At 66.5% G+C, this 24,294-nt stretch carries 26 protein-coding genes and 1 tRNA gene; 22 read left to right on the top strand and 5 right to left on the bottom strand.

Features of this window, described 5'->3' with window-relative positions:
• Positions 1-31: 31 nt before the first annotated feature.
• Positions 32-1,540 carry a SulP family inorganic anion transporter gene (locus KL788_RS05905; RefSeq protein WP_293169393.1) on the top strand — a complete coding sequence of 503 codons (1,509 nt, stop codon included), beginning with the start codon at positions 32-34 and terminating at the stop codon, positions 1,538-1,540.
• Position 1,541: 1 nt separating this feature from the next.
• Here KL788_RS05905 and KL788_RS05900 read toward each other — a convergent pair whose 3' ends face one another.
• On the bottom strand, positions 1,542-1,976 hold the full coding sequence (locus KL788_RS05900) for a hypothetical protein (protein ID WP_293169391.1): 435 nt from the start codon (positions 1,974-1,976) through the stop codon (positions 1,542-1,544).
• Positions 1,977-2,029: 53 nt separating this feature from the next.
• Here KL788_RS05900 and KL788_RS05895 point away from each other — a divergent pair, with 53 nt between their 5' ends.
• The gene (locus KL788_RS05895; RefSeq protein WP_293169389.1) at positions 2,030-2,425 is read left to right on the top strand and encodes a hypothetical protein; all 396 of its coding nucleotides are present in this window, start codon (positions 2,030-2,032) and stop codon (positions 2,423-2,425) included.
• 6 nt (positions 2,426-2,431) lie between these two features.
• Here the strand turns inward: KL788_RS05895 and KL788_RS05890 are convergent, their stop codons facing one another.
• The gene (locus KL788_RS05890) at positions 2,432-2,929 is read right to left on the bottom strand and encodes a MarR family winged helix-turn-helix transcriptional regulator (protein WP_293173204.1); all 498 of its coding nucleotides are present in this window, start codon (positions 2,927-2,929) and stop codon (positions 2,432-2,434) included.
• Between the two features lie 136 nt (positions 2,930-3,065).
• On the opposite strand from KL788_RS05890, the gene KL788_RS05885 reads away from it, so the two are divergent.
• The 8 genes from KL788_RS05885 to KL788_RS05850 all read left to right on the top strand — a co-directional run bounded on the left by KL788_RS05885 (position 3,066) and on the right by KL788_RS05850 (position 8,770).
• Positions 3,066-3,137 (top strand) — tRNA-Gln (locus KL788_RS05885).
• Positions 3,138-3,438: 301 nt separating this feature from the next.
• Positions 3,439-3,666 carry a FitA-like ribbon-helix-helix domain-containing protein gene (locus KL788_RS05880; RefSeq protein WP_293169387.1) on the top strand — a complete coding sequence of 76 codons (228 nt, stop codon included), beginning with the start codon at positions 3,439-3,441 and terminating at the stop codon, positions 3,664-3,666.
• Entirely contained in the window at positions 3,663-4,076 is a 414-nt protein-coding gene (locus KL788_RS05875) for a PIN domain-containing protein (protein WP_367120423.1), read from the top strand. The genes KL788_RS05880 and KL788_RS05875 overlap by 4 nt, the downstream gene beginning before the upstream one ends.
• Before the next feature lie 211 nt (positions 4,077-4,287).
• The gene (locus KL788_RS05870; RefSeq protein ID WP_293169385.1) at positions 4,288-5,697 is read left to right on the top strand and encodes an L-serine ammonia-lyase; all 1,410 of its coding nucleotides are present in this window, start codon (positions 4,288-4,290) and stop codon (positions 5,695-5,697) included.
• 4 nt (positions 5,698-5,701) lie between these two features.
• Positions 5,702-6,052, top strand: a complete 351-nt coding sequence (locus KL788_RS05865) for an SRPBCC family protein (protein WP_293169383.1) — start codon at positions 5,702-5,704, stop codon at positions 6,050-6,052.
• The gene (gene glmU / locus KL788_RS05860; RefSeq protein ID WP_293169381.1) at positions 6,049-7,491 is read left to right on the top strand and encodes a bifunctional UDP-N-acetylglucosamine diphosphorylase/glucosamine-1-phosphate N-acetyltransferase GlmU; all 1,443 of its coding nucleotides are present in this window, start codon (positions 6,049-6,051) and stop codon (positions 7,489-7,491) included. Before KL788_RS05865 ends, glmU begins: the two co-directional genes overlap by 4 nt.
• A 47-nt stretch (positions 7,492-7,538) precedes the next feature.
• On the top strand, positions 7,539-8,516 hold the full coding sequence (locus KL788_RS05855; protein ID WP_293169379.1) for a ribose-phosphate diphosphokinase: 978 nt from the start codon (positions 7,539-7,541) through the stop codon (positions 8,514-8,516).
• 95 nt (positions 8,517-8,611) lie between these two features.
• Positions 8,612-8,770, top strand: coding sequence for a hypothetical protein (locus KL788_RS05850; protein WP_293169377.1), 159 nt, complete (start codon positions 8,612-8,614; stop codon positions 8,768-8,770).
• 61 nt (positions 8,771-8,831) lie between these two features.
• Here KL788_RS05850 and KL788_RS05845 read toward each other — a convergent pair whose 3' ends face one another.
• Both KL788_RS05845 and KL788_RS05840 read right to left on the bottom strand, forming a co-directional pair.
• On the bottom strand, positions 8,832-10,193 hold the full coding sequence (locus KL788_RS05845; protein ID WP_293169375.1) for a transaminase: 1,362 nt from the start codon (positions 10,191-10,193) through the stop codon (positions 8,832-8,834).
• Positions 10,194-10,417: 224 nt separating this feature from the next.
• Positions 10,418-10,774: a hypothetical protein gene (locus KL788_RS05840; protein WP_293169373.1), complete on the bottom strand. Its 357-nt coding sequence runs from the start codon at positions 10,772-10,774 to the stop codon at positions 10,418-10,420.
• 42 nt (positions 10,775-10,816) lie between these two features.
• On the opposite strand from KL788_RS05840, the gene KL788_RS05835 reads away from it, so the two are divergent.
• From KL788_RS05835 to KL788_RS05800, 8 genes are all read left to right on the top strand, one after another.
• Positions 10,817-12,700 (top strand): CoA transferase, encoded by a 1,884-nt coding sequence (locus KL788_RS05835; RefSeq protein WP_293169371.1) that lies wholly within the window; start codon positions 10,817-10,819, stop codon positions 12,698-12,700.
• Between the two features lie 72 nt (positions 12,701-12,772).
• Positions 12,773-13,936, top strand: a complete 1,164-nt coding sequence (locus KL788_RS05830) for a mandelate racemase/muconate lactonizing enzyme family protein (protein ID WP_293169369.1) — start codon at positions 12,773-12,775, stop codon at positions 13,934-13,936.
• Positions 13,937-13,978: 42 nt separating this feature from the next.
• A complete protein-coding gene (locus KL788_RS05825) occupies positions 13,979-15,115 on the top strand; it encodes an enolase C-terminal domain-like protein (RefSeq protein ID WP_293169367.1) in 1,137 nt (378 codons plus the stop codon).
• Positions 15,112-15,756: an RraA family protein gene (locus KL788_RS05820; protein ID WP_293169365.1), complete on the top strand. Its 645-nt coding sequence runs from the start codon at positions 15,112-15,114 to the stop codon at positions 15,754-15,756. The genes KL788_RS05825 and KL788_RS05820 overlap by 4 nt, the downstream gene beginning before the upstream one ends.
• A gap of 30 nt (positions 15,757-15,786) precedes the next feature.
• Positions 15,787-16,110 carry an L-rhamnose mutarotase gene (locus KL788_RS05815; protein WP_293169363.1) on the top strand — a complete coding sequence of 108 codons (324 nt, stop codon included), beginning with the start codon at positions 15,787-15,789 and terminating at the stop codon, positions 16,108-16,110.
• A 42-nt stretch (positions 16,111-16,152) separates the two neighbouring features.
• On the top strand, positions 16,153-17,475 hold the full coding sequence (locus KL788_RS05810; protein ID WP_293169361.1) for an enolase C-terminal domain-like protein: 1,323 nt from the start codon (positions 16,153-16,155) through the stop codon (positions 17,473-17,475).
• Positions 17,472-18,569: a mandelate racemase/muconate lactonizing enzyme family protein gene (locus KL788_RS05805; protein ID WP_293169359.1), complete on the top strand. Its 1,098-nt coding sequence runs from the start codon at positions 17,472-17,474 to the stop codon at positions 18,567-18,569. The genes KL788_RS05810 and KL788_RS05805 overlap by 4 nt, the downstream gene beginning before the upstream one ends.
• A 45-nt stretch (positions 18,570-18,614) precedes the next feature.
• Positions 18,615-19,613 carry an aldo/keto reductase gene (locus KL788_RS05800; protein WP_293169357.1) on the top strand — a complete coding sequence of 333 codons (999 nt, stop codon included), beginning with the start codon at positions 18,615-18,617 and terminating at the stop codon, positions 19,611-19,613.
• Positions 19,614-19,616: 3 nt separating this feature from the next.
• Here KL788_RS05800 and KL788_RS05795 read toward each other — a convergent pair whose 3' ends face one another.
• The gene (locus KL788_RS05795; RefSeq protein ID WP_293169355.1) at positions 19,617-20,390 is read right to left on the bottom strand and encodes a GntR family transcriptional regulator; all 774 of its coding nucleotides are present in this window, start codon (positions 20,388-20,390) and stop codon (positions 19,617-19,619) included.
• A gap of 217 nt (positions 20,391-20,607) precedes the next feature.
• Between KL788_RS05795 and KL788_RS05790 the strand changes: the two genes are divergently transcribed.
• Genes KL788_RS05790 through KL788_RS05775 form a run of 4 tightly spaced genes read left to right on the top strand, consistent with a single transcriptional unit; the run spans position 20,608 to position 24,290 of the window.
• Complete coding sequence (locus KL788_RS05790) at positions 20,608-21,762, top strand: sugar ABC transporter substrate-binding protein (RefSeq protein WP_293169353.1); 1,155 nt, start codon at positions 20,608-20,610, stop codon at positions 21,760-21,762.
• Positions 21,759-22,226 (top strand): MaoC/PaaZ C-terminal domain-containing protein, encoded by a 468-nt coding sequence (locus tag KL788_RS05785; protein ID WP_293169351.1) that lies wholly within the window; start codon positions 21,759-21,761, stop codon positions 22,224-22,226. Before KL788_RS05790 ends, KL788_RS05785 begins: the two co-directional genes overlap by 4 nt.
• A gap of 1 nt (position 22,227) precedes the next feature.
• Entirely contained in the window at positions 22,228-23,082 is an 855-nt protein-coding gene (locus KL788_RS05780) for an amidohydrolase family protein (RefSeq protein ID WP_293169349.1), read from the top strand.
• 23 nt (positions 23,083-23,105) lie between these two features.
• On the top strand, positions 23,106-24,290 hold the full coding sequence (locus tag KL788_RS05775; RefSeq protein ID WP_293169347.1) for a CaiB/BaiF CoA transferase family protein: 1,185 nt from the start codon (positions 23,106-23,108) through the stop codon (positions 24,288-24,290).
• Positions 24,291-24,294: the final 4 nt, after the last annotated feature.

Genomic DNA, 24,294 nt, shown 5'->3' with positions numbered 1-24,294 from the left:
TCATGGCCCCTGTTCGAAGGGAGCCATTGCCATGGCTTTTCTCCCCACCATTCCCTGGAGCGACTCGCGCACGATCACCGCCTTGCGCTCGCCCCGACTTCTGACGCGTGAGGTGCTCGCGGGCCTCGTCGTCGCGATCGCCCTGATTCCTGAAGCGATCTCGTTCTCGATCATCGCGGGCGTCGACCCGCGACTCGGCCTCTTCTCGTCGTTCATCATGGCCGTCGCGATCGCGTTCCTCGGCGGTCGCGCCGCGATGATCACGGCGGCGACGGGAGCCATCGCACTTGTCATCGCGCCCGTCGCTCGCGAGTACGGCACCGACTACTTCATCGCGACCGTGATTCTCGGCGGCGTCATCCAGCTCATCATGGCCGCAGCGGGCGTCGCGAAGATCATGCGGTTCATTCCACGCTCGGTCATGGTCGGCTTCGTCAACTCGCTCGCGATTCTGATCTTCACCGCGCAGTTGCCCTACCTCTTCGGCGTGCCGTGGGAGGTCTACCCTCTCGTCGTTCTCGGCCTCGTGATTCTGATCGGCATGCCGCGCCTCACCACCGTCGTGCCCGCACCGCTCGTGTCGGTCATCGTCGTGACGGTGCTCGTCGTCGTGCTCGCGATCACCGTGCCGAACGTGGGCGACCAGGGCGAGTTGCCTGAGAGCCTTCCGTCGCTTCTGTGGCCGGATGTTCCGCTCACATTGGAGACGCTCGGCATCATCCTGCCGTTCTCGATCGCCATGGCCGTCGTCGGCATTCTCGAGTCGCTGCTGACCGCGAAGCTCGTCGACGACATCACCGACACGCCCTCGGGCAAGACGCGTGAGGCCTACGGGCAGGGCGCGGCGAACATCCTAAGCGGATTCTTCGGGGGTATGGGCGGCTGCGCGATGATCGGCCAGACGATGATCAACGTCAAGGTCTCGGGGGCGCGCACGCGCATCTCGACGTTCTTCGCCGGCGTCTTCGTGCTCGCCCTCGTGCTGCTGCTCGGCGACCTCGTGGCGATCATTCCGATGGCCGCTCTGGTGGCCGTGATGATCATGGTCTCGGTCGCGACCTTCGACTGGCACTCGATTCGCCTCAACACGCTTCGCCGCATGCCCAAGAGCGAGACGACGGTCATGGTCGCCACCGTAATCGCCGTGGTCTGGACGCACAACCTGGCCATCGGCGTGACCCTCGGCGTCATCGTGGCCATGATTCTCTTCGCCCGCCGAGTGGCGCACTTCGCGGCCGTCGACCGCACCGTGCTCGATGCGCCCGACGGCAGCACGTATGCGCTCTACCGGGTCGACGGCGAGCTGTTCTTCGCGTCGAGCAACGACCTGACGACGCAGTTTCGCTACCGCGAAGACCCGGCCTCGGTCGTTATCGATCTCTCGCAATCGCACATCTGGGATGCCTCGACCGTGGCCGCCCTCGACGCGATCGTCACGAAATACGAGCGCTTCGGCATTGCCGTCGAGATCGTCGACATGAACGCCGAGTCGCATGCGCTGCACACGCGCCTCGCGGGGCACATGGGCGAGGGGCACTGAGTTACTTGGTCAGGCCGATGAGCAGGTCGACTCGGTAGCCGTGCTTATTGGTCGCGACGACCTTGACGGGAATGCGCGGTTTGTCACCTCGACCGTCGAGCCGCCGTACGGCTTCGTCGTAGGCGCTCTCGAGGCCGCGCGGCACCGTGCCGACGACGCCGCTCACTCGACGACTCGCGAAGATGCGAACCTCGATGGGAGCATCCACTCCCTCGTCAGTGACCGAGCGCGCGGGCGTCGCGGTCGTGAGTGAATCTTCCGGCTCGGCGGCGAGTGTGGCCAGTTCGGCTTGGTGGGCGTCGCTGCCGGCCAGCCTGATCGTGACGTTCTTGTTCTTGGGCTCGAGCACGCCGACGTAGTCGTCGAACGAGCCTGAGCCGCGATCGTGTTTCGGCAGACTCTCGTCGACCGCCTGCGACTTCTTCCAGAACGCCATGCGCCGATGGTACCGGGCGGCCCGCGGGTCGCACCGAGACCTACGATGAAGGGGTGAATCCCCTCGACGCCATCGCCACCGCGGCCGAGGCGATCTCGTGGGTGGCGCTGCCGATCGGCATCGTGCTGCTCATCGCGGGGCTCGGGCGCCGCGCATGGTCGAACCGCTACGCCTCGGTCAAGGCCGTCGTCACGGCCGTGACAGGCGACTATGCGACCCTTCGCTGGTTTGGCGAGGGTGGAGCGCTGCACGAGAGCACCGAGCACCTCGACGGCCGCGTGCCGGCGGTGGGGGATGCCCGCACGATCTGGGTGCACCCCTCGCGCCCCGAGTCGCTGCGTCTCGATGACCCCGCGCACGACGGCCGCGTGCTGCTGACGACCGGTGGCATTCTCACCGCCGTCGGCGCGATCGCCGTGGTGCTGTCGTTCGTGCTGCCGTTGCTCTAGCTCTGGTCAGGCGTCGTCGAAGTCGGCGCCGAGCGTGCGCAGCAAGCCGGCGAGTCGCTCTTGCTCGGCGCGGCTCAAGTGCCGAAGCAGGGTGGCCTCGCCCACCATCAGTTCGTCCATCGCGCGATCGACGCGCTCGCGCCCTTCAGCGGTCATGCGCACGAGAATGCCGCGACCGTCATGCGGGGCGGTGTGCCGCTCGACGAGCCCGCGGGTCGTGAGCCTGTCGATGCGGTTCGTCATGGTGCCGCTCGAGACGAGCGTCTGCTGCAGCAGCGCTTTCGGGCTCAGCTCGTAGGGATCGCCCGCGCGGCGCAATGCCGAGAGCACGTCGAACTCCCACGGCTCGAGGCCCGAGGCGGTGAACGCCCGCTTGCGCGCGAGGTCGAGGTGTCGCGCGAGCCGGCTGACGCGCGAGAGCACTTGCAGCGGCTCGACGTCGAGCTCGGGCCGTTCGCGGCGCCACGCCTCGACGATGCGGTCGACTTCGTCGCGGGCGGTCATCTCTTCATTATCGCGGGCGGCGCGCTCGCGGTCGGACGAGTGGATGCTGCGCTCAAGCTCGCGGCGAGCATCCCACCCCTGCGCTGGTCTGGCGCTGCCCACGCTCTGGCAGACTAGACGCGCGCGTTTCGCGTGATCCGCCTTGGTGTAACGGCAGCACGACAGCCTTTGGAGCTGTTAGGTCCAGGTTCGAATCCTGGGGGCGGAGCGGCGCCACAGCGCCGCTCCGCGCGTGACAGGAGCTCGTGTCAAGCGAAGAGTGGGCGTCGACACCGGACGCTCCGCGCGTGGGAGTTGCTCGCCACAAGGTGAAGCTCGCCGCCAACGCCTCGCCGCTCCGGCACCGCGATCCTCCCAGCCCCCGTGCACGGCACTGTTGATGGTTGACGCTTATCTTGACGATCCGTGGCATGGTGCTGGCGAATCGTCGACGGCAAGTCCGCACCGCCGAAAGTCACATCGTCGCGCGACAGCGTGCAAAATGCTAGCATTGCTAGCGGGAGGTGCGCATGGCGACATTGACGATTCGCAACCTGCCTGAGTCCGTTCGTCGTTCGCTCAAGGAGCGCGCTGCGGCGCACAACCGATCCATGGAGGCTGAAGTGCGTTCGATCCTTGAGGAAGTTGTCACGCCGCGCGCCGATTTCGTCGGCGAGTGGCTGACCGCCACCGAACCTCTGCGCGGCACATTCATCGTTCCGGAGCGCACTGCGGCTCGTCCCGTTGATCTCTCGTGATCGTTCTTGATACGAATGTTCTCTCTGAGCCCCTGCGGTCAGATCCGGACGAGCGCGTGCTTGCGTGGCTTTCGGCTCACGCTGACAAGTCCGCCATCACTGCCATCACCGTTGCCGAGCTGCAGTACGGAGCCTTGAGATTGCCCCGCGGTCGCAGGCGGGATGCACTGAAGATGGCGATCGACAGGCTCATCGAGGTCGCCGCCGACCGCGTTCTCGCTTTCGATCTCGACGCCGCTGCTGTTGCTGCCCGGCTGCGTGCCGCTCGCGAGCAAGAGGGTCGGATTGTCAGTGCGGAAGACACCATGATTGCCGCCATCTGTCTCGCTGGCGGGCACGATCTGGCGACTCGCAACACCCGCGACTTCGCTGACGCAGATCTCGTTCTTCACGACCCCTGGGCCTCCTAACGCGTTCGCCGCGCCGACGCGCACCGCGCAGATCGTGCGGCCGCGAACGACCTGCGCCAGAATGGCTGCAGCGGTTCGACGGCGCCCGCACCCGGGTGCCAGCACGCCGCCGACCGACCGCAAGCGCCGCAACCGGCACAAGCAGTCGGTCTGAGACCCGCGGCGCCGCACTCGATGATCCGAGGCACGGCCCGCGCGACAAGGAGCCGCCGTGAGAACCCCCGTCGCCCTGCCCGCCCCGCTCGCGGCTCGCGAATACATCTCGGCGCTCGACCTGTTTCGCGTCGGCATAGGGCCCTCGAGCTCGCACACGGTCGGCCCACTGCGGGCCGCGCAGGCTTTCGTGCAGCAGCTCGCAACCTCGCCCGGCCTGAGCAGCGTGGCGCGCGTCGAGTGCGACCTGTTCGGCTCGCTCGGTTCGACCGGCGTCGGCCACGGCACCCCCGGCGCCGTGCTCGCGGGCCTCGCCGGCTGCACGGTCGAGACCGTCACGCACGACGACGTCGAGCGCGTGGTCGCCGCCGCCGACAGCGGGATGCTCGCTCTCGGCGGCACGCACCGCATCGCTCTCGACCCGCAGTGGCTGCAGTTCATGCCGCAGGTGCGCCGCGAGCGACACCCCAATGCGCTCGAGTTGCGGGCCTTCGACGCCGCGGGCACCCCGCTCGCCGTCGAGACCTACTACTCGGTGGGCGGCGGATTCGTCGAACACGAGGGCGACGCCCCCCAGACCGGAGGCACCGCGGCATTGCCGGTGCCGTACCCCTTCGCGACAGCCGTCGAGCTGCTCGCCCTGTGCCGTTCGTCAGGTCTCGGCCTAGTTGCCCTCGCGCGCGAGAACGAGCACGCTCTGCGCGGCGAACAGGCCACGTCGGCGGGGCTGCGCGCGGTCGCCACCGCGATGACCGACTGCATCGACCGCGGCCTGAGCACCGAGGGCATCCTGCCCGGCGGCTTGAAAGTACCGAGACGGGCGGCCGCTATCGCCCTGAAGCTGCATGCCCTCGACGCCGCGAGCACGCGCGACACCAACCCCGAGTGGCTGCAGGCCTATGCGATCGCCGTGAACGAAGAGAATGCGGCAGGGGGCCGCGTGGTCACGGCTCCGACGAACGGTGCTGCCGGCATCATCCCGGCCGTGCTGCGGCACGCGATCGACGTGCTGAGTCCCGACGACGCAGCCCAAGCATCCGAAGAGTTTTTGCTGGTCGCCGCAGTGTTCGGCGCTCTGATCAAGTCGAACGCGAGCATCTCGGGCGCCGAAGCGGGCTGCCAGGGCGAGGTCGGCTCCGCCGCATCTATGGCCGCTGCCGGATTCGCGCACCTGCTCGGTGGCACCCCCGAGCAGGTCGAGAACGCGGCCGAGATCGCCATGGAGCACTCGCTCGGCCTCACGTGCGACCCCGTCAGCGGCCTCGTGCAGCTGCCGTGCATCGAGCGCAACGCCATCGGGGCGGGTCACGCGGTCGCCGCTGCCCGCATCGCCATGCACGGCGACGGCACCCACCTCATCAGTTTCGACACCGTGGTCGAGACCATGCGCCAGACGGGCGCAGACATGTCGACCAAGTACAAAGAGACGAGCGAGGGCGGCCTCGCGGTGAACGTGGTGGAGTGCTGAGCACATGTTCTCGCGAGACATCCGCCAGCGCGTCGACCTCACGGTCGCGCAGGTCATGGCCGTCGCGGCCGACCTCGAGCGCATGCCCGAGTGGGCGAGCGGCCTGTCGAGCAATGCGCAGGTCGAGTTCTCGATCGACGTCGAGCGCGGCATTCTCGACCACGAAGTGACCCTGCCCGACGGCAGCGTCGTGCCGGTGCGACTGCGCGTCGAACCGCGCGGCACCGGCAGCGAGATCGTCTTCACGCTCGTACGCCAGCCCGGCATGACCGACGATCAGTGGCGCGCCGACGCCGACGCTGTCGCCGCCGACCTGCGCCGGCTCGCCGCGCTGTGCGAGAAGATAGTGGAATGACTGACTCGCGCCTGGCCATCGTCGTACTCGCCGCCGGGCAAGGCACCCGCATGAAGTCGCAGACCCCCAAGGTGCTGCATGGGCTCGCGGGCATCCCGCTCATCGGTCACGTGCTCGCGACCGCGCGCGCCCTCGAGCCGGCCCACCTCGTGACGGTCGTGCGGCACGAGCGTGACCGCGTCGCGGCTGCGATCTCTGAACTGGATGCTCACGCGATCATCGCCGATCAAGACGAGGTGCCCGGCACCGGTCGCGCAGTCGAGGCGGCGCTCGCCGCACTGCCTGCCGACTTCGACGGCGACGTGCTCGTGGTCTCGGGCGACGTGCCGCTTCTCGATGCGGCGACCCTCGCCTCGCTGCTCGCGCGGCATCGCGGTGCCGAGGCCGCTGCGACGGTGCTGAGCGCGGTGCTCGACGACGCCACGGGCTACGGCCGCATCGTGCGCGACCCGGCCGGCGGTCTCGACCGCATTGTCGAGCAGAAAGATGCCACAGACGACGAGCGTGCACTCACCGAGGTCAACTCGGGCACCTACGTCTTTCGCACGGGTCCGCTGCGCGAGAAGCTCGCTCTCGTCTCGACCGACAATGCCGCGCAAGAGAAGTACCTCACCGACGTCATCGGGCTGCTGCACGCCGACGGTCAGCCGGTTGCTGCCCTGCCCGCCGGCCAGAGCTGGCTCGTCGCCGGTGTCAACGACCGCGTGCAGCTCAGTGATGCGGCGCTGCGGCTCAACGCCATGATCGTGCGCGGCTGGCAGCTCGCCGGCGTGACGATCAGCGACCCCGCGAGCGTGTGGATCGACCGCACAGTGACACTCGAAGAAGACGTCGAGATTCTGCCGGGCACGCAGCTGAAGGGTGCCACCGCGATCGCGAGCGGCGCCGTCGTCGGCCCCGACACGACGTTGACCGATTGCGAAGTCGGCACGGAAGCTCGCGTGAGCCGCACCGACGGCACGCTGGCCGTGATCGGCGCAGGCGCATCCGTCGGCCCGTTCGCCTACTTGCGCCCCGGCACGGTGATCGGCGAGAAGGGCAAGGTCGGTACGTTCGTCGAGACGAAGAACTCGACACTGGGCCGTGGCGCCAAAGTGCCGCACCTGTCGTACATCGGCGACACGACGGTCGGCGAGGGCACGAACATCGGGGCCGGCACGATCACGGCCAACTACGACGGCGTGAACAAGCACCGCACCGAGGTCGGCGCGCACGCCCGCACGGGCTCGCACAACGTGTTCGTGGCCCCCGTTAGGATTGGTGACGGAGCGTACACGGGAGCGGGAACGGTCGTCCGCAAGGATGTTCCGGCCGGCGCCCTGGCCGTGAACGTGGCACCCCAGCGGAACGTCGAACGCTGGGTGGCGGCGAACCGGCCGGGAACAGCGGCGGCCGAGGCGGCGGCGGCATCCGACATCACCGAGCCCGACTCCGCGTAGCCGACCAGCACACCAGCGTCGCCTCGGCGGCAGAAGGCGAGAACCTCGTGGCCAGCATCAAGATCACCGGCCAGAAGCGCCTCGTCATCGTGACCGGGCGATCGCATCCTGTTCTCGCCGAGCAGATCGCCGAATACCTGCAGACCGAGATCGTGCACACTGATGCGCGCACCTTCGCCAACGGCGAGATCTACGCGCGCTACGACGAGAGCGTGCGCGGCTGCGATGCCTTCGTGCTGCAGTCGCACGCGGCGCCCATCAACGAGGCGCTCATGGAACAACTGATCATGGTGGATGCTCTCAAGCGCGCTTCTGCCAAGCGCATCACCGTGGTCGCTCCCTTCTACCCCTACGCCCGCCAAGACAAGAAGGGACGCGGTCGCGAGCCCATCTCGGCTCGGCTCGTCGCCGACCTCTACAAGGCGGCGGGCGCCGACCGCATCATGAGCGTCGACCTGCACGCCGCCCAGATTCAGGGCTTCTTCGACGGCCCCGTCGATCACCTGTTCGCGATGCCCGTGCTGCTCGAGCACTTTCAGAAGCAGCTCGACCCCGCGACTCTCACGGTCGTCTCGCCCGACATGGGCCGCGTGCGCGTTGCCGACATCTGGAGTCAGAAGCTCGGGGCCCCGCTCGCCATCATCCACAAGCGCCGCGACCCTATGGTGCACAACCAGGTCACGGTGCACGAGATCGTCGGAGAGGTCGAGGGCCGCGTCTGCCTGCTCGTCGACGACATGATCGACACCGGCCGCACGATCGTCAAGGCCGCCGAGGCGCTCAAGAAGAATGGCGCGCTGCGCGTCGTCGTCGCCGCCACCCACGCTGTCTTCAGCGACCCAGCTTTCGACATTCTGCAAGATGCAGCGGTCGACCAGGTGGTCGTCACCGACACCCTGCCGGTTCCCGACGAGAAGCGGTGGGACCGCCTCACGGTGCTGTCGATCGCGCCGCTCATCGCGCGCGCGATTCACGAGGTGTTCGATGACGGCTCGGTCACGTCAATGTTCGACGGCGCCGCGTAGACCCGGCGCTCCGTTCGACGGCGCCGCGTGATCACCCTTCACGAGCACTGTCAAGGGGGTTCACGAGTACCGCTCAGCACCATAGCGTCGAGCGCATGACTGGTTTCATCATTGCTCTCATCGTCATCTGGATCGTGCTGTCGATCCTCGGCTTTGTCATCGAAGGCCTGTTCTGGCTCGCCGTCGTCGGCATCGTGCTGTTCCTCGCCACGAGCGCGTGGGGCTGGTTCTCGCGCAAGCGAGCTGGAGCCTAGAGCGACGGCGATTTCTCGCCGTCGCCGCGACGCCAGCGCCGATGGCCGTCTCGGCCATCGGTTACAACGAGAGCAGCTCTCTGATCGCCGCCTCGAAGTGCTCGTGGTGAGCATCCACATCTGACCGACTCGTCATGGGGGCCATGAGCGCCATGTTGTGGAACGGCGTGAGCATGATGCCGCGGTTCACGAGGTAGAGGTGCAAGAAGTCTTCGAGCTCGCCGTCGGCCGCTTCAGCCGCGAGCGTGCCGTTGATCGGGTACGGCCGCGCGAAGCGGTACTCGGCGCGCGCGCCGAGCTGGTTGATCGCCCACGGCAGGTCATAGCGGTCGAACAGCTCGTTGACGCCGTCGGTGAAGTACGTGGCCGTGTCGATCATGTGCGCGAAGGCCTCGTCGGTGAGCACATGCTCGAGGGTTGCGCGCATCGCCGCGACCGAGAGCGGGTTGCCCGCGAGCGTGCCACCGACGCCGCCCATGTCGACCAGGTCGAGGTCGGTGCGGGCGAGCGCGCGCTCGGCAAACTCGTCTGAGAGGCCGTAGGCCCCGGTCGGGATGCCCCCGCCGATCGACTTGCCAATCACCACGAGGTCGGGCTCGAGGTTGTAGGCCCTCGTCATGCCGCCGGGCCCGGCCGAGAAGGTGTGCGTCTCGTCGATGATGAGCAGCGCGTCGTACTGGCGGGTCAGTGCGCGCACGCCCTCGAGGTAGCCGGGCTCGGGCAGCACGATGCCGATGTTGGTGAGCGCGGGCTCGATGAGCACCGCGGCCACATCGCCGTGCGCGAGCGCCCGCTCGAGGCCCGGCAGGTCGTTGTACTCGGCGGCGCGCGACGTCTCGGTCACGTCGACGGGGGCGCCGACGTTGCCGGGGCGCGACATGCTCTCGCCGTCGGGCCCGACGACGACGAGCGACTCGTCGACCGATCCGTGGTAGCAGTACGAGTGGAAGACGATCTTCGGTTTTCCGGTGATCGCGCGCACGAGTCGAATCGCCCAGCGATTCGCATCCGTCGCCGTCAGCGAGAAGCTCCAGCGGTCCATCGTGAAGCGGCGCGACAGCTCGGCGCCGACCCATTCGGCGTCTTCCGTCGGCAGCATCGTCACGAGGCCACCGAGCTCGCCGACGCGGCGGGTGATCGCCTCGACGACGGCGGGGTTTGAGTGGCCGGCCATCGAGCCGGTGTCGCCGAGCGCGAAGTCGATGTACTCGTGCCCGTCGATATCCCACACGCGGTTACCCTGCGCGCGGTCGAGGTAGATCGGAAAGGCGCCCGACTTCTTGTTCATCCACGTCATGGGCACGCGGCCGAACAGGTGCTCGGCGTTGGCGTAGGCGGCCTGCGACTTCGGGCGGGCGGCGATGAAGGCCTGCTGCTCGCGCTCGGTGAGCTCGGCCAGGCGGGTGCGATCGATGCTGATCATGATGTCCTCACGGTTCGTCGACGATGACGGATGCTCGCCGAGAGGTCTCGGGCGCGCAGGATCATCGGCTCCACGCGGTCAGAGAAGCGAATGAGGTGACCGGAAGCGATGAAAGCAACCACCGCTCCTCGACGGGTCACGCCGCCCTGAGAGAGCCTCGGAGCGCCGTTCGCATGCGCGGAACACCCTCAGTCTCGCAAGAAAAAGTGCCGCGCGCCAGAGCGTCAGACGCCGACGCGCGAGACGAGGCGGGGCTGGCCGGGGATCAGCCCGAGCACCGCGACGAGCACGTCGCCGCTCGAGAGCTCGGCGTAGCAGGTCCAGCCCAGGGCGTCGGGGGAGAGGAATTCGAACGCGACGCGCGACGGCGTGCGCTCATCCGCGTAGAAGTCGACGGCAAGGCGGCACGAGCGCTCGGCCGTCGAGCGCGCGGTCACATAGGTGCCGACGACGGTGGGCACGAGCATGCCGACGAGCGCGATAAGGGCGATCCAGCGCATGACGCGCCGACGGCGCTCCCAGCTCGGGGTGCCGTCGCCCGACTCGTACTCGAGTAGCTCGCGCGGATCGTCGTCGCTCATCGCCCCCAGTCTGCCACCGCCTGCCATCGATACTCTGAACGCGTGATCATCGCGCCACGACCCGGCACCCACGTGCTTGCCCAGCAGCTCGGGCTCGACGGCGACCTCGCGATCGTCGGCCCGCGCAGCCTGGGCGGCTCGTACCCGGTGAGCCAGTTCGCGGCGGCGGCGGTGGGTGCCACGGCACTCGCCCTCGCCGATCTCGTGGGCACCGACGCGCAGGCCGAGGTCAGCACGCCGCTCGTCGACGGTTGGTTCTCGACGGCGGTGCGACCGCGAACTCCGGTCGCTTCGCCGTGGGAGGCCCTCGCGGGCGACTACGCGACGGGCGACGGGTGGATTCGTCTGCACACGAACGTGCCCGCCCACCGCGCCGCCGCACTCACGGTGCTCGGGCTCGACGAGACCGCGACGCGCGCCGATGTCGAGGCCGCCGTCACCGACTGGCGCGCCGATGACCTCGAGTCGGAGGTCGTGTTCGCCGGGGGTGCAGCTGCCGCCATGCGCACAGCGGGTGCCTGGTCGCGGCACCCACAGGGCGTCGCCGTTGCCGCCGAGCCGTTGGTGGATGTTCGCCCCGGCTCAGAGGGGCGCGCCATGCCGCTCGGCCTCGAGGGCCGGCCGCTCGCGGGCGTGAAGGTGCTCGACCTCACGCGCGTGCTCGCCGGCCCCGTCGCCACCCGCGTGCTCGCGATGCTCGGCGCCGACGTGCTGCGCATCGACCCGCCCGAATGGCACGAGTCGGCGCTCGAGCCCGACATGACCCTCGGCAAGCGCTGCGCCCGACTCGATGCGCACAGTGTCGAGGGTCGATCAGAGCTGCTGGCTCTGCTCGCCGAGGCCGACGTGCTCGTGCACGGCTACCGGCCAGGAGCCCTTGACTCGATCGGGCTCGACGAGGGCACCCGGCAGGCCGTACGCCCCGGGCTCGTCGAGGTGCAGGTGAACGCCTACGGCTACACCGGCCCGTGGGCCGGGCGACGCGGCTTCGACAGTCTCGTGCAGATGTCGGCCGGCATCGCAGACCGCGCCATGCGCGAAACTGCGGCGCAGCATCCCGTGCCTCTCCCGTTGCCGGTTCAGGCGCTCGATCACGCGACCGGCTGGATCGCGGCGGCCGCTGCCCTGCGCGGCATCGCGACGTCTCGCCGCACCGGGCAGGCCTCGGCGAGCCGACTCTCGCTCGCCCGCACCGCGCTCGAGCTCGAGAACTGGCGCACGGCGTGGGGCGGCGGGCCGTTTCCGGTCACGCCGCTCGGCGAGCTGCCGACGCGACCTCTCGACACCGTCTGGGGCACGGTCGACGTGCTCGATTCGCCGCTCGAGGTGAGCGAGCTCGCTCTCGAGACACTGCAACCTCCGCGCTTGCTCGGCAGCGACGAGCCCGTCTGGCAGTCTGAGGCGGCCGCGCCCGTCGACCCGCGCCCGCGGCCGGCGATGCGCTCGACGCTCTCGCTACGCTGGCCGCGCGTGCTCGCCTGGGCGGGGCTCTCGGGCCTGGCGACCTGGGCGCTGCAGGGGATGCCCGCAACTCTCGGAGCCGCCGTGCTGGGCCAGACGCAGTCGACCATCGCCTGGTGGACGACGCCTGCCTGGGCGATCGGCGCCCTCGTGCAGGCGATCGTTCTGGCCGTGGCGTGGATGCTTATCTCACCCCGCACGACCGTCGCCGTCTCGGCGGCCTCGACGGCGGCCCTCGGCTATGCCGCCCACGTGCTCGCCGCTACGGTCGTGCTGTTCACCGCCGCGAGCACGGCCTTGCCGCCCGAGTTCGGAGCAGCTCTGCTCACCGTCTCGATCATCACGACAACGACCGGCGCCGTGCTCGTGGGTCTCGCGGCTCCCGTGCTTCTGCTCGTCACGCCGCCGTTCCTCGGCCGCGTCTCGGCCTCCGACCGCGTGGTCTCAGCCCGCTACAAGCGCTGAGGGTCGACGTTCTGTCTGATGAGGTCTCGCGGCAATCGCGACTTTATCGACTATATCGTATAGGATAAGTGCATGGACTCCTCCCTTGTCGTGACGGCCATTCGACCCATACTGCTGTCGGCGCCGTACGCCCCTGGAGAGGAGTTGCGCTGGGTCGGAGGCATGATCCGTTCCTGGGATGCCGCGCTGGTCGAAGTCACACTCAGTGATGGCACGCGCGGGGTCGGAGAGGCCGGCGCCGGCATCATGGCGGCGCTCGCGGTTCCCGGTCTGGTGGATGCCTACCGCTCCTTTCTGCTCGAGAACCTGTTCGAGCATCCCCTTGACGTGGCTGACCACCTGCGGGCCATGACCGCCTTCTGGTCGCGCGGGGGCATCGCCAGCGGCGTTGCCGGCGCGATCGAACTCGCCTGCCTGGACGCTGTGGGAGTGCGCGAGGGGGTTCCGGCCTACGAGCTGCTGGGCGGACTGCAGCGTCGTTCGATCGAGATCTATGCCAGTGGCGGGCTTGGTGACACTTTCGATGAGGTGCTGAACTGGGCCAACGCGCAGCGAGATGCGGGGTTCGATACCGTGAAGTTTCGGGCGATGCGCGATCCTGGCACTACCATTCGGCTGGTCGAGGAAATCATTCCGCGGTTGTCGGGCACGGGCAGGTTCGTGCTCGACGCGGTTCAGGGCTGTGCAGGTCGCCCGTGGTCTCTCGATGATGCGATTCGCGTGGGTCGCGTCGTGGCAGACGCGGGCGCCCGCTGGTTCGAAGAGCCGGCGCACGCCACCGACCCGGCCGCTTATGCGGCGGTGCGGGATGCTCTCGCGGTGCCTGTCTCGGGGGTCGAGTCGCACGGCACCTTCGAAGACTTCCGCGTGCTCATCGAGGCGGGCGGAGTTGACATAGCTCAGCCCGATGCCACTTTCGTCGGCGGGCCATCAGTGTTCGGCCGCATCGCTGCGCTCGCCGCCTCGCATGGTGTCGCGACGGTGCCCCACGTGTGGGGCAGCGGCGTGACTCTCATGGCCAACCTGCACACGGTCCTGGCGCGGCCCGAGGTCGAACTGTTCGAATACTGCACGCTGCCCAATCCGCTGCGCGAGAGCTTGCTCGTCGAGCCGCTACGCCGCGAGGGGAGCACGCTGGTCGCTCCCACGGCCCCCGGGCTCGGCCTGCGCGTGACTCCCGCGATCGAGAAGCAGTTTCCGTTCGTGCCCACCGGTGGGCACGTCATTCGGGCCTGAGCAAGCGCCAACCACCAATGTTGACAGACAAGGAGGTCTGCTGTGCGCATCGTTGATGTTGAGATCCGCGCCTGTCGCGTCGATGACAGTTCGTCGCGCGAGCGGTCGTCTCTCGACGGCCAGAGCGTGCCCGACGTGGTGGTGATCACGCTGACGACCGACGAAGGCGTGCGCGGCACGTCGTTCGGGTTTGGGGGCCTCGACTCGCGCACCACCGCTCGCGCTTTCGCGCAGGTAGCACCGTTCTTCATGGGCCGTGACCCGCTGGCGCACGAGCTCAACCTGCGCGAGTTTCGATTCTTCGATCGACGGTGGAACCTGTCGCCGATCTACGCGTACGGTCCCTTCGACGTCGCCTGTTGGGATATCGCCGGCAAGGTCGCCGGTCTGCCCGTGCACCGGCTGATCGGCACCGCTCATGATCGCCTGCCGGTCTACGCCAGTTCGATGTTTCTCTCGACCGTCGACGACTACGTCACCGAGGTGCGCAGCGTGCGGAACGACGGCTTTACGGCCTACAAGATTCATCCGCCCGGCCCCGCTTCGCTCGACCTTGAGGTGTACCGCGCGGTGCGCGACGAAGTAGGGCCCGACTTCCCTCTCATGGCTGACCCCGTCGCGACGCACACGCTCGCCGAGGCTGTGAGGGTCGGGCGCGAGCTCGAGAAGCTTGGGTACCTCTGGTTCGAAGAGCCGCTCGATGACTACGACATGGAGTCTCTGGTGCAGTTGTCGCGCGAGCTCGAGATTCCGATTGCCGGTGCCGAGTCGATCGCGGGTGGGGCGTTATTGACCGCCCCCTACATCACTTCGGGCGCCCTCGACATTGTGCGGGCTGATGTGTCATGGCGTGGGGGTATCACCTCGACCCTTGAGGTTGCTCGCCTGGCCGAAGCGCACGGAGTGCCCTGCGAATTGCACACGACGATCTACCACCCGCTCGAGCTCGCGAATCTGCACTGCGCACTGGGCATCCCGAACACCACCTACTTCGAAGTGCTGTACCCCCTGGACACCTACGCTTTCGGTCTCGCTGAGCCGCTTGATATTCGGGATGGATTCGTCTACCCGCCGACGGCACCGGGCGTCGGTGCGGTCTTTGACTGGGACGCGATTGATGCGGCCACGGTTGAGGTGCTGTCGTACTCATCCGAATCGTCCCCGAAAGGATCACAGTGACCCACTTGCCCGAGCTTCTTCCCACCACGGCCAACCTGTCTGACTCGCTCGACGCTGTCGGCGAGCGCCACCGAGTGCTTGCTGAGCGCCTGCCGTGTGCTATTCCCGGCAGCCGTATTCTGGGCCCGGCCCGCACGGTGCGGTTCGAACCGACCGATGACGTCGACCCCGCGAAGCCCTATGACGATGCGATTGACTTCATCGACTCGATCGAGCCCGGCGAGGTTGTGGTGATCGCCACGGGTGAGAGCAACGCCTCAGCTTTCTGGGGCGAGTTGTTTTCGGCGGCCGCCCTCGGCCGAGGCGCCGTCGGAATGGTCACCGACGGCAATCTGCGCGACAGTGACAAGATCATCCCCCTCGGCTTCGCGGCGTTCGCACGCTCGCACCGTCCGATCGACTACAGGGGGCGGATGCGCGTGACCGCCGTGCAACAGAACGTGGAGATCGGCGGGGTCGAGATAGCGCCGGGCGATCTGGTCGCTGCCGACGATGACGGGGTGGTCGTCATCCCGGCCGCCGTCGCCGATCAGGTGCTCACGGTGGCGCGCGCGCGCATGTCGTCAGAGACGAGCGTTCTCACTGATCTCGTCGCCGGAGCAACCCTGCGCGAGGTGTGGGAGCGGTATCGTATCCTCTGATCGTATGTCCTATAGGAAAAGGGAGTTGCCTTGAAGCGCATTGCCTCTGTCATCGGTCTCAAGCCCGAGAACCGCGCCGAGTACGAAGACCTGCACGCCAACGCCTGGCCGACAGTTCTCGAACGCATTACTCAGAGCGGCATTCGCAATTACTCGATCTACCGTCATGGTGATCTGCTCTTCTCCTACTTCGAGTACGTCGGCGACGATTTTGACGCCGACATGGCAGCCATGGCCGACGATGCCGAGACGCAGCGGTGGTGGGCGATCTGCAAGCCCATGCAAGTGCCGGTTGATGACCGCGCCGAGGGTGAGTGGTGGAAAGACCTGCCCGAAGTGTTCCACCACGACTGACCTGCCGGGTAACGCCCTGCCCCTGAACGGAGACTATTCACCGTGAGCACCATCACCGCCGTCACCACGAGCGACATTCGGTTTCCCACCTCGACGAGTCTTGACGGGTCAGACGCGATGAACGCCGACCCCGACTACTCGGCGGCCTACCTTGTACTCGGTACTGATGCAGCTGACGGCCACGACGGCCACGCTTTTGTCTTCACGATCGGTCGCGGCAACGATGTTCAGGCGGCCGCGATCGACGCGTTGAGAGGTCACCTTCTGGGGCATGACGTCGAGGCCTTGCTCGACGACATGGGGGCTACGTGGCGCTGGCTCGTGCATGACTCGCAGTTACGGTGGCTCGGCCCGGAGAAAGGCGTCATGCACATGGCGATCGGCGCCGCCGTCAACGCGCTGTGGGATCTCAAGGCCAAGCGGGCCGGTCTGCCTCTCTGGCAGATGCTCTCGCGGATGATGCCCGACGAGATCGCCGACCTCGTCGACTACCGCTACATATCTGACGAGCTCAGCCGCGACGACGCCGTCCGCATTCTGACGGCTCAGGTCGCCACGCGCGCTGAGCGCGAGCAGACCTTGCTGGCTGCGGGATACCCCGCCTACACCACCTCGCCTGGCTGGCTCGGCTACGACGACGAGAAGCTCGCACGGCTGTGCCGCGAGGCGCTCGACGCCGGCTTTCCCCAGATCAAGCTCAAGGTCGGCGCCGACCTTGACGATGACATTCGGCGCTTGCGCATCGCGCGCGAGGTGTGCGGCCCCGACTACCCGATTGCCATTGATGCCAACCAGCGGTGGGATGTCCCCGCCGCGATCGCCTGGATCCAGCAGCTTGCCCCCTTCGCCCCCGCCTGGATCGAAGAGCCCACCAGTCCCGACGACGTGCTCGGCCACGCGACAATCGCTCGCGCGATCGCGCCGATCCGCGTTGCCACGGGCGAGCACGGCGCCAACCGGGTGCTGTTCAAGCAGTTGCTGCAGGCGCGTGCGATCGGCGTGCTGCAGATCGACAGCGTGCGCGTCGCCGGGGTCAACGAGAACATCGCCATTTTGTTGTTGGCCGCCAAATTCGGTGTGCCTGTCTGCCCGCACGCCGGTGGCGTGGGGCTCTGCGAGGCAGTGCAGCACCTCTCGATGTTTGACTACATTGCGGTCTCGGGCTCGATGGAGGGCCGAATGATCGAGTATGTCGATCATCTGCATGAGCACTTTGTCGAGCCCACCCGCGTCGAGGGGGGCCGGTACCGTGCCCCCGAACAACCGGGATCCGGCATGCAGATGCACGCCGCGTCGCGTGACCGCTTTCGCTTTCCCGACGGCCCAGAGTGGGCTGCGAACCCTGCCGCACGAGGAGCCTCATGACCAGCCCCACCACCATCGTCGCGGCCGAGGCTTGGCTCAGCGACATTCCTGTCGAGACGGTGCGCACAGACGCGGTGCAGGCCTTCCTCAAGCAAGAGACCATCTATGTGCGGCTCGAGACCGCCGACGGCATGACCGCCCTCGGCTACAGCTACACGATCGGAACCGGCGGCCGCGCGGTCCTCGAGATGCTGCGTGGTGGCATGCTCGAGGCGGTTCTCGGTGCCGACGCCGAGCGCCCCGAGGCGGTCTGGTATGCCGCCTTCAACTCGACGCGCGCGACCACGGTCGGTGCGATCACGTCGCTTGCCCTCGCTGCGATCGATACCGCGGTCTGGGACGGCCGTTCGCGGCGCTCTGGCGTACCGCTCTGGATGCTCGCCGGGGGCTCATCGTCGTCGATTCCGGTCTACGACACTGAGGGTGGGTGGTTGCACCTGAGCCCTGACGAGCTCGTCACCCAGGCGCGCGCAACCCAGGAGCGGGGTCTGCTGGGCGCGAAGGTCAAGGTCGGCCTGCCCAACCCGCATGACGATCTCGCGCGCCTGAGTGCGGTGCGCGAGGCGGTCGGTCACGGCTTCGATCTGATGGTAGATGCCAACCAGTCACTGACCGCCGCCGACGCCATTCGTCGGGCGCACTTGTTCGAGCCACTCGACCTGTTCTGGTTCGAAGAGCCCCTCCCTGCCGACGACATTGCGGGTCACGAGCGACTCGCCAACGCCACGTCGATTCCGGTGGCGGTGGGCGAAAGCATGTACTCGATAGGTCATTTTCGCGAGTACTTGCACCGCGGTGCCGCGTCGATCATTCAGGTCGATGTGGCCCGCATTGGCGGTATCACCCCGTGGCTTAAGGTGGCGCACCTTGCCGAGGCATACAGCGTGAAGGTCGCCCCGCACTTCTTGATGGAGCTACACCTGCCGCTCGTATGTGCGATCCCGAACGCACTGTACCTCGAGCACATTCCCCAGCTGCGGCGAGTGACGACGGGCGAGATCAGCATCGTCGATGGGCGGGCGCAGGCGCCGACCTCGCTCGGCCTCGGCATTGACTGGAACCTCGATGCCATCGACAACCTTCGCGTGGCCTAAGCGGCATCGCGATGTCTCCCACCATGGCTCTACTGAGGAGCGCCCATGAATCGCACTGAACGTTCCCCCCTCGGCCGAGGGGGCCTGGCAGTGGGCCGGCACGCATTCGGTGCGGCGGTGATCGGGAATCTCTTTCGAGCCATCGATGACGCGACAGCGGCGGACGCGCTCGATGCGGCTTGGCAGTCTGATGTTCGCTACTTCGATACTGCCCCTCATTACGGGCTGGGACTTTCAGAACGTCGGCTGGGGGAAGCGGTGCGAGGCTGGTCTCGTGATGAGGTCATCATCTCGACGAAGGTCGGCCGGCTGCTTCAGCCAACTCATAACGGCGCAGACGATCGAGATATCGACAACGGCTTCGACGTTCCGCGCGATCACGTGCGCGTGTACGACTACTCGCGTGATGGGGTGCTGCGCTCGATCGAGGCGTCCTTGACCCGGCTAGGGCTCGACCGCATCGATCTCGTCTACGTTCACGATCCTGACGACTATTACGAGTCCGTTCTCGACGGTGCTCTTCCTGCGCTTGACGAACTGCGTAGCCAAGGTGTCATTCGTTCGTATGGCGCCGGAATGAATCAGTCGACGATGCTGGCCAATTTCGTCATCAACAGCGACGTAGATGTTGTCATGTTGGCGGGTCGGTATACGTTGCTTGATCAGAGCGCGCTCGATGATCTATTGCCTGCGGCTCTCGCTCATAACGTGTCGGTCGTCGCCGCGGGTGTCTTCAACTCGGGCCTTCTCGCTCGCGATCGTCCCGACCCCACATCGCATTTCGACTATGCAACCGCACCCGACTCGCTGGTTGCTCGAGCTACCCGCATCGCTGACATTTGCGAGCACCACGGTGCGACGCTGCCACAAGTCGCCGTGCAGTTTGCTCTAGGCCATGCCGCGGTACCGACGGTGTGCCTGGGGGCGCGTTCGCGCGCGCAGGTTGAGCGCAACGACGCGCTGTTCGACACTCCCGTTCCTGCCGCCGTGTGGGCTGAACTCGTCGAGGCTGGGCTGCTGAGAGCCGATGCGCCTACGCCGTGAGCGCTAGTGGCCGTTGAGGACTGTCATCGCGGGGGCAAACCGTTCCCGCGATGACTGAATGTGGTCGTGCATGCGAGTGCGCGCACTGGCGGCGTCGCCAGCGAGCACTGCCTGGGCGATGCCTTCATGCTCACGGAACGCGAGGAACCCCGATGTCGGCTGGTAGTACAGGCTGAACAGGGTGTCGACGAATGCGGAGTCCTTCCCTGCTGCCTCTAGTTGAGCCTGACCGGCTTGATAGAGTCGGAAGAGATGCAGGTGACAGTGCGTGCGAACGAAAGCATCACGCACGAACTCGCTCCCCGATAGTCGCGCGATGAGCTCGTGAAAGCGGGCGTCATGTTCAGACATCGCGGCGTAGGCGCGCTCCATATCGAGGGCACCTACGGCCGCGCCGCGCTCGAGTTCTGCCCTCAGTTCCTCGTGTCCGTGGTGGTCGGACTGCGTCGCCGCCTTCTCTGCAGACCATGGCTCGATCAGCAGTCGAAACTGAAAGAGGTCGTCGAGTTGCGTGACGGTGAGGAGTTCGGTGGCCGTGTAACCGCGCAAGGGCTGTTTCACGACGAGATCGTCTGACTCCAACCGTGCGAGAGCCTCTCGAACAGGGGTCTGAGAGACCTCGAGCTCACGAGAAAGCGCATCAATGTTGATGTGCTCACCAGGCGCAATGGTGTGATTCAGAAGCATTTCGCGAATCGCGTCGTGCGTTTCATCAGAGAGAACAGAGCGTGAAGGCCGCCCGGCTGACGCTCGCCGAATCGATGACTGAGTGTTCATGCTCTCCTCAGATCTGCTGGCAACGCCAACGGTGGCGCTTCGGGTCGAGACGCCTATTCCCTATTGCCTATTGTATTGGCGCGTCGGCACACGCCCGCACTCGGCGCGCTGGGCAGCTCGTCCGCTGGGGCAGCCGAGTTTCACGGGCAATCGCGATGACGGGACAGTCGAGATGCCGCGTGTGGTGTGGTAAATCGTTTTCATATAGGATGAATCCATGACGACGAGGTCCACGATGCATCCTGAGATTGAGCTCTCCGGAATGACCTGGGATCACCCGCGCGGGGTCGACGGCCTGCGCGCGGCCGATGACCATATTGCGGCACACCTCGGCGCGACTGTGACGTGGGAAGCGCGGTCGCTTCTCGCGTTTGGAGACCAACACATTGCCGATTTCGCCGCGGAATTCGACCTGTTGATCATCGACCACCCCCACGTGCCCGACGCAGTCAACGCGGGGGCTCTCTTGGCGCTCGACGAGCATGTCGATTCAGCGGTGCTTGATCAACTGGCGCGAGAGAGCGTCGGAGCGTCGCATGATTCTTACGGATACCGCGGCCATCAGTGGGCGCTCGCTATCGATGCCGCAGCGCAGGTGTCAGCCTTTCGATCGGATCGGTGCGACGGTGCACCCGTCTACTGGAGCGATGTCATCGCCCTCCCTAAACACAGTGTGCTCTGGCCGTACAAGCCAGTGGATGCTTTCAGCACGTTCGCCACGCTCTTGGCGCAGAAGGGGCACCCGCTGGCGCAGCCGCACGTCATGATCGACCGAGACGCCGCCGCTGCCGTGCTCGACTTCATGATTCGACTCGCTGAGCGCGTTCCGGCATGGTGTGCTGACGCGAACCCGATCGACGTCGCCGAGGTGCTTGCCACCACCGACGGCCACTCGACGGCTGTCGCTCTCTTCGGCTATACCAACTACTCACGCCCCGGCTTTCGCCCTCATCGCCTGGCGTATGACGACGTTCCGTCGTTCGATGGGCATGCATCAGGCTCAGAGCTCGGGGGGGCGGGTATCGCCGTCTCTTCCGCGACAACGCGCCCCCAGCTTGCTGTTGCTGTTGCGCTCGCGCTCGCGGGGGCGGAGTTGCAGAGCGGCCCTTACACGGCCGGCGGCGGACAGCCAGGAAACCTGCGTGCCTGGCGAAGTGAGGCGCGCAACGCCGAGACGGCCAACTTCTTTCGCAATACTCTTCGCACCCTCGAGCGTGCGTGGGTACGCCCACGCGTTCTGGGGTGGCCCGACCTGCAGCTGGCCATCTCGCATGTGGTGCACGACGCGCTCACCTCACGGCGATTCACCCCCGGCACACTCGACATCCTCGAATCCCTGGCAGAGAAGCACCTGAAGGAGCCCATCGTATGACCGTATTCGAGGACTACCAGCTCGGCGACGTGCGCCATAGCTACGGACGAACCGTGACCGAGGCAGACATCGTCGCTCACGCTGGGCAGACCGGAGACTTCTACCCGCACCACATGGATGCAGAGTTCTGTGCCACCCAGCCCTTCGGCCAGCGCATGGCTCACGGAACCTTGGTCCTCTCCATGGCGATCGGGATGCTCGCCGGCGAGATCAACGAAGACGCCATGAGCTACGGCTATGACCGCGTGAGATTCATCAAGCCGGTCTTCATCGGAGACACCATCCGCGCGACCGCCGAGCTCGTAGAACTCAGCGATCACCCTCGACAGCCTGAACGCTTCGGCATGGCGTTTGAGCGCGTCGAGGTCACCAATCAGCACAACGAGACAGTGCTGGCACTGACCAAGATCTACGTCGTCAACCGACGCCGATCGACCGCACCGAACTCAGAGATGGAGCACTGACATGACCGCACTGCACTCACCCATCGAGATGATCGACACCCACCAACACCTGTGGATGATGTCGGAGCGCGCCTATGACTGGATCGTTCCGGAGTACGGCCCGCTGTTCGACGACTTCGGCCCTGAACGCGTCGCTGCAGAAATCGTGGAAGCGGGGGTGACAGGAACCGTGCTGGTTCAAGCAGCGGACACCTACGAAGACACGTTCTACATGCTCAGTGTTGCCGCCTCGACCCCAACGGTTCTCGGGGTGGTCGCCTGGGCGCCCCTCGACCGCCACGACGAAGCACGGTCGGCACTCGACCTGTACGCCGCGTCGCCCTACGTCAAGGGCGTTCGCTGCCTGACCCACACCTACGCCGACCCACGGTGGATCCTCGGTGAGACCGTGAATCGCACCCTGGGGTTGCTCGCGCCCCGAGGCTTGGCGCTCGACATGGTGAGCGTGCTCGACGAACACCTCGAAACGGTCGCGGCCGTGGCTGACCGACACCCTGAGTTGACCGTCGTGCTTGACCACATGGCGAAGCCCCCAATCGCCTCCGAAGGCTGGGAGCCGTGGGCGTCTTTGATTGCCGCTGCAGCCGATCGCCCCAACGTGGTCGTCAAGCTCTCCGGCCTGAACACGGCGTCGAAGCCGACGTGGGCCTCTGCCGACTGGCAACGCTATGTCGACCACGTCGTCGACAACTTCGGCGCCTCGCGCGTCATGCTCGGCAGCGACTGGCCTGTCTCGATTCTGGCGGGTGATTTCGTCGGGGTGTGGCGTGCTCAGCGGGAGGTCATCTCGACCCTGTCGGTCGACGAGCAAGACGACATTCTCTTCCGCACCGCCCGCCGCGTGTACGCGCTCTGAACTGCCGACAGCAAGGATCGATCGTGACCGACGCACCAGAGCTTCCCCTGCCCCTCGAGGGCATTCTCATCCTCGACTTCAGCCAGTTTCTTGCGGGGCCGATGGCAGCCATGCGTCTCGGCGACCTGGGCGCGCGCGTCATAAAGATCGAGCGCCCTCAGGGCGGCGACATCGGCCGCTCGCTGGCGTTCGCAGGTGTCGTGGAAGACGGCGACACGCTGTCCTTCCACATTACCAACCGCAACAAAGAGAGCTTTGCGGCGAATCTGAAAGACACCGACGACCTTGCCGAGGTTCGAGAGCTAATCGCTCACGCCGACGTGATCATCCAGAACTTCCGCCCCGGAATCATGGAACGACTGGGCCTCGGCTACGACGACGTTCGCGCCATCAACCCGGGCATCGTTTATGCGAGTGTGAGCGGATACGGGGCGTCGGGTCCGTTGAAGGATCGACCAGGACAAGATCTGCTGGCGCAGTCCATTTCGGGCCTGCCCTGGCTCAATGGCAGTTCTGACGATCCGCCGATTCCGGTCGGCATCGCGATCGCTGACATCGTGACGTCTATCCACACGGCTCACGGAGTGACGGCCGCACTCCTGCGGCGCGAGCGCACCGGAGTTGGCGGACGGGTCGAGACGAGCCTGCTCGAGTCGATGCTCGACTTGCAGTTTGAGCTGCTGAGCGCGCACCTGACTGACCCGTCGGTGACGGTGAAGCGTGGAACGCGCAACACCGCTCACGCGTTCCTGCAAGCTCCGTATGGCACCTACCCCACTGCTGATGGGTATCTGGCGCTCGCGATGACGTCAGTACCTGATTTGGGACGCCTGATCGGCCTCGACTCTCTCGCGCAGTACATCGACCCAGAGACGTGGTGGACCGAGCAGACCGCCATCACCCGTGCTCTGGCCGATCGCTTGGCTACCCGGTCGACCGATCACTGGCTCAGCATTCTTGACGAAGCAGATGTCTGGTGCGCCCCGGTATTGACACTGCCGCAATTGGTCGAGCACGAAGGGTTCGCTGCGCTGAACATGATGCAGGCCGTGCATCGTCAGGCTGCCGACGGGTCGGGAGACGTTGAGATTCAGACAACGCGGGCGCCCGTTCGTTTCGACGGGGCACCCCTCACTCACGAGAAGGGTGCTCCGCGAATCGGCGAGCACAACGACAGTATTCGACGCGAATTCTTCGAGAAAGGTTGACGTG

Origin of the sequence: Microcella sp., assembly GCF_019739195.1 — a bacterium.
Taxonomy (GTDB): domain Bacteria; phylum Actinomycetota; class Actinomycetes; order Actinomycetales; family Microbacteriaceae; genus Microcella.
The sequence above is the reverse complement of the archived record's forward strand: the minus strand, read 5'-3'. Positions and strand labels throughout refer to the sequence as shown.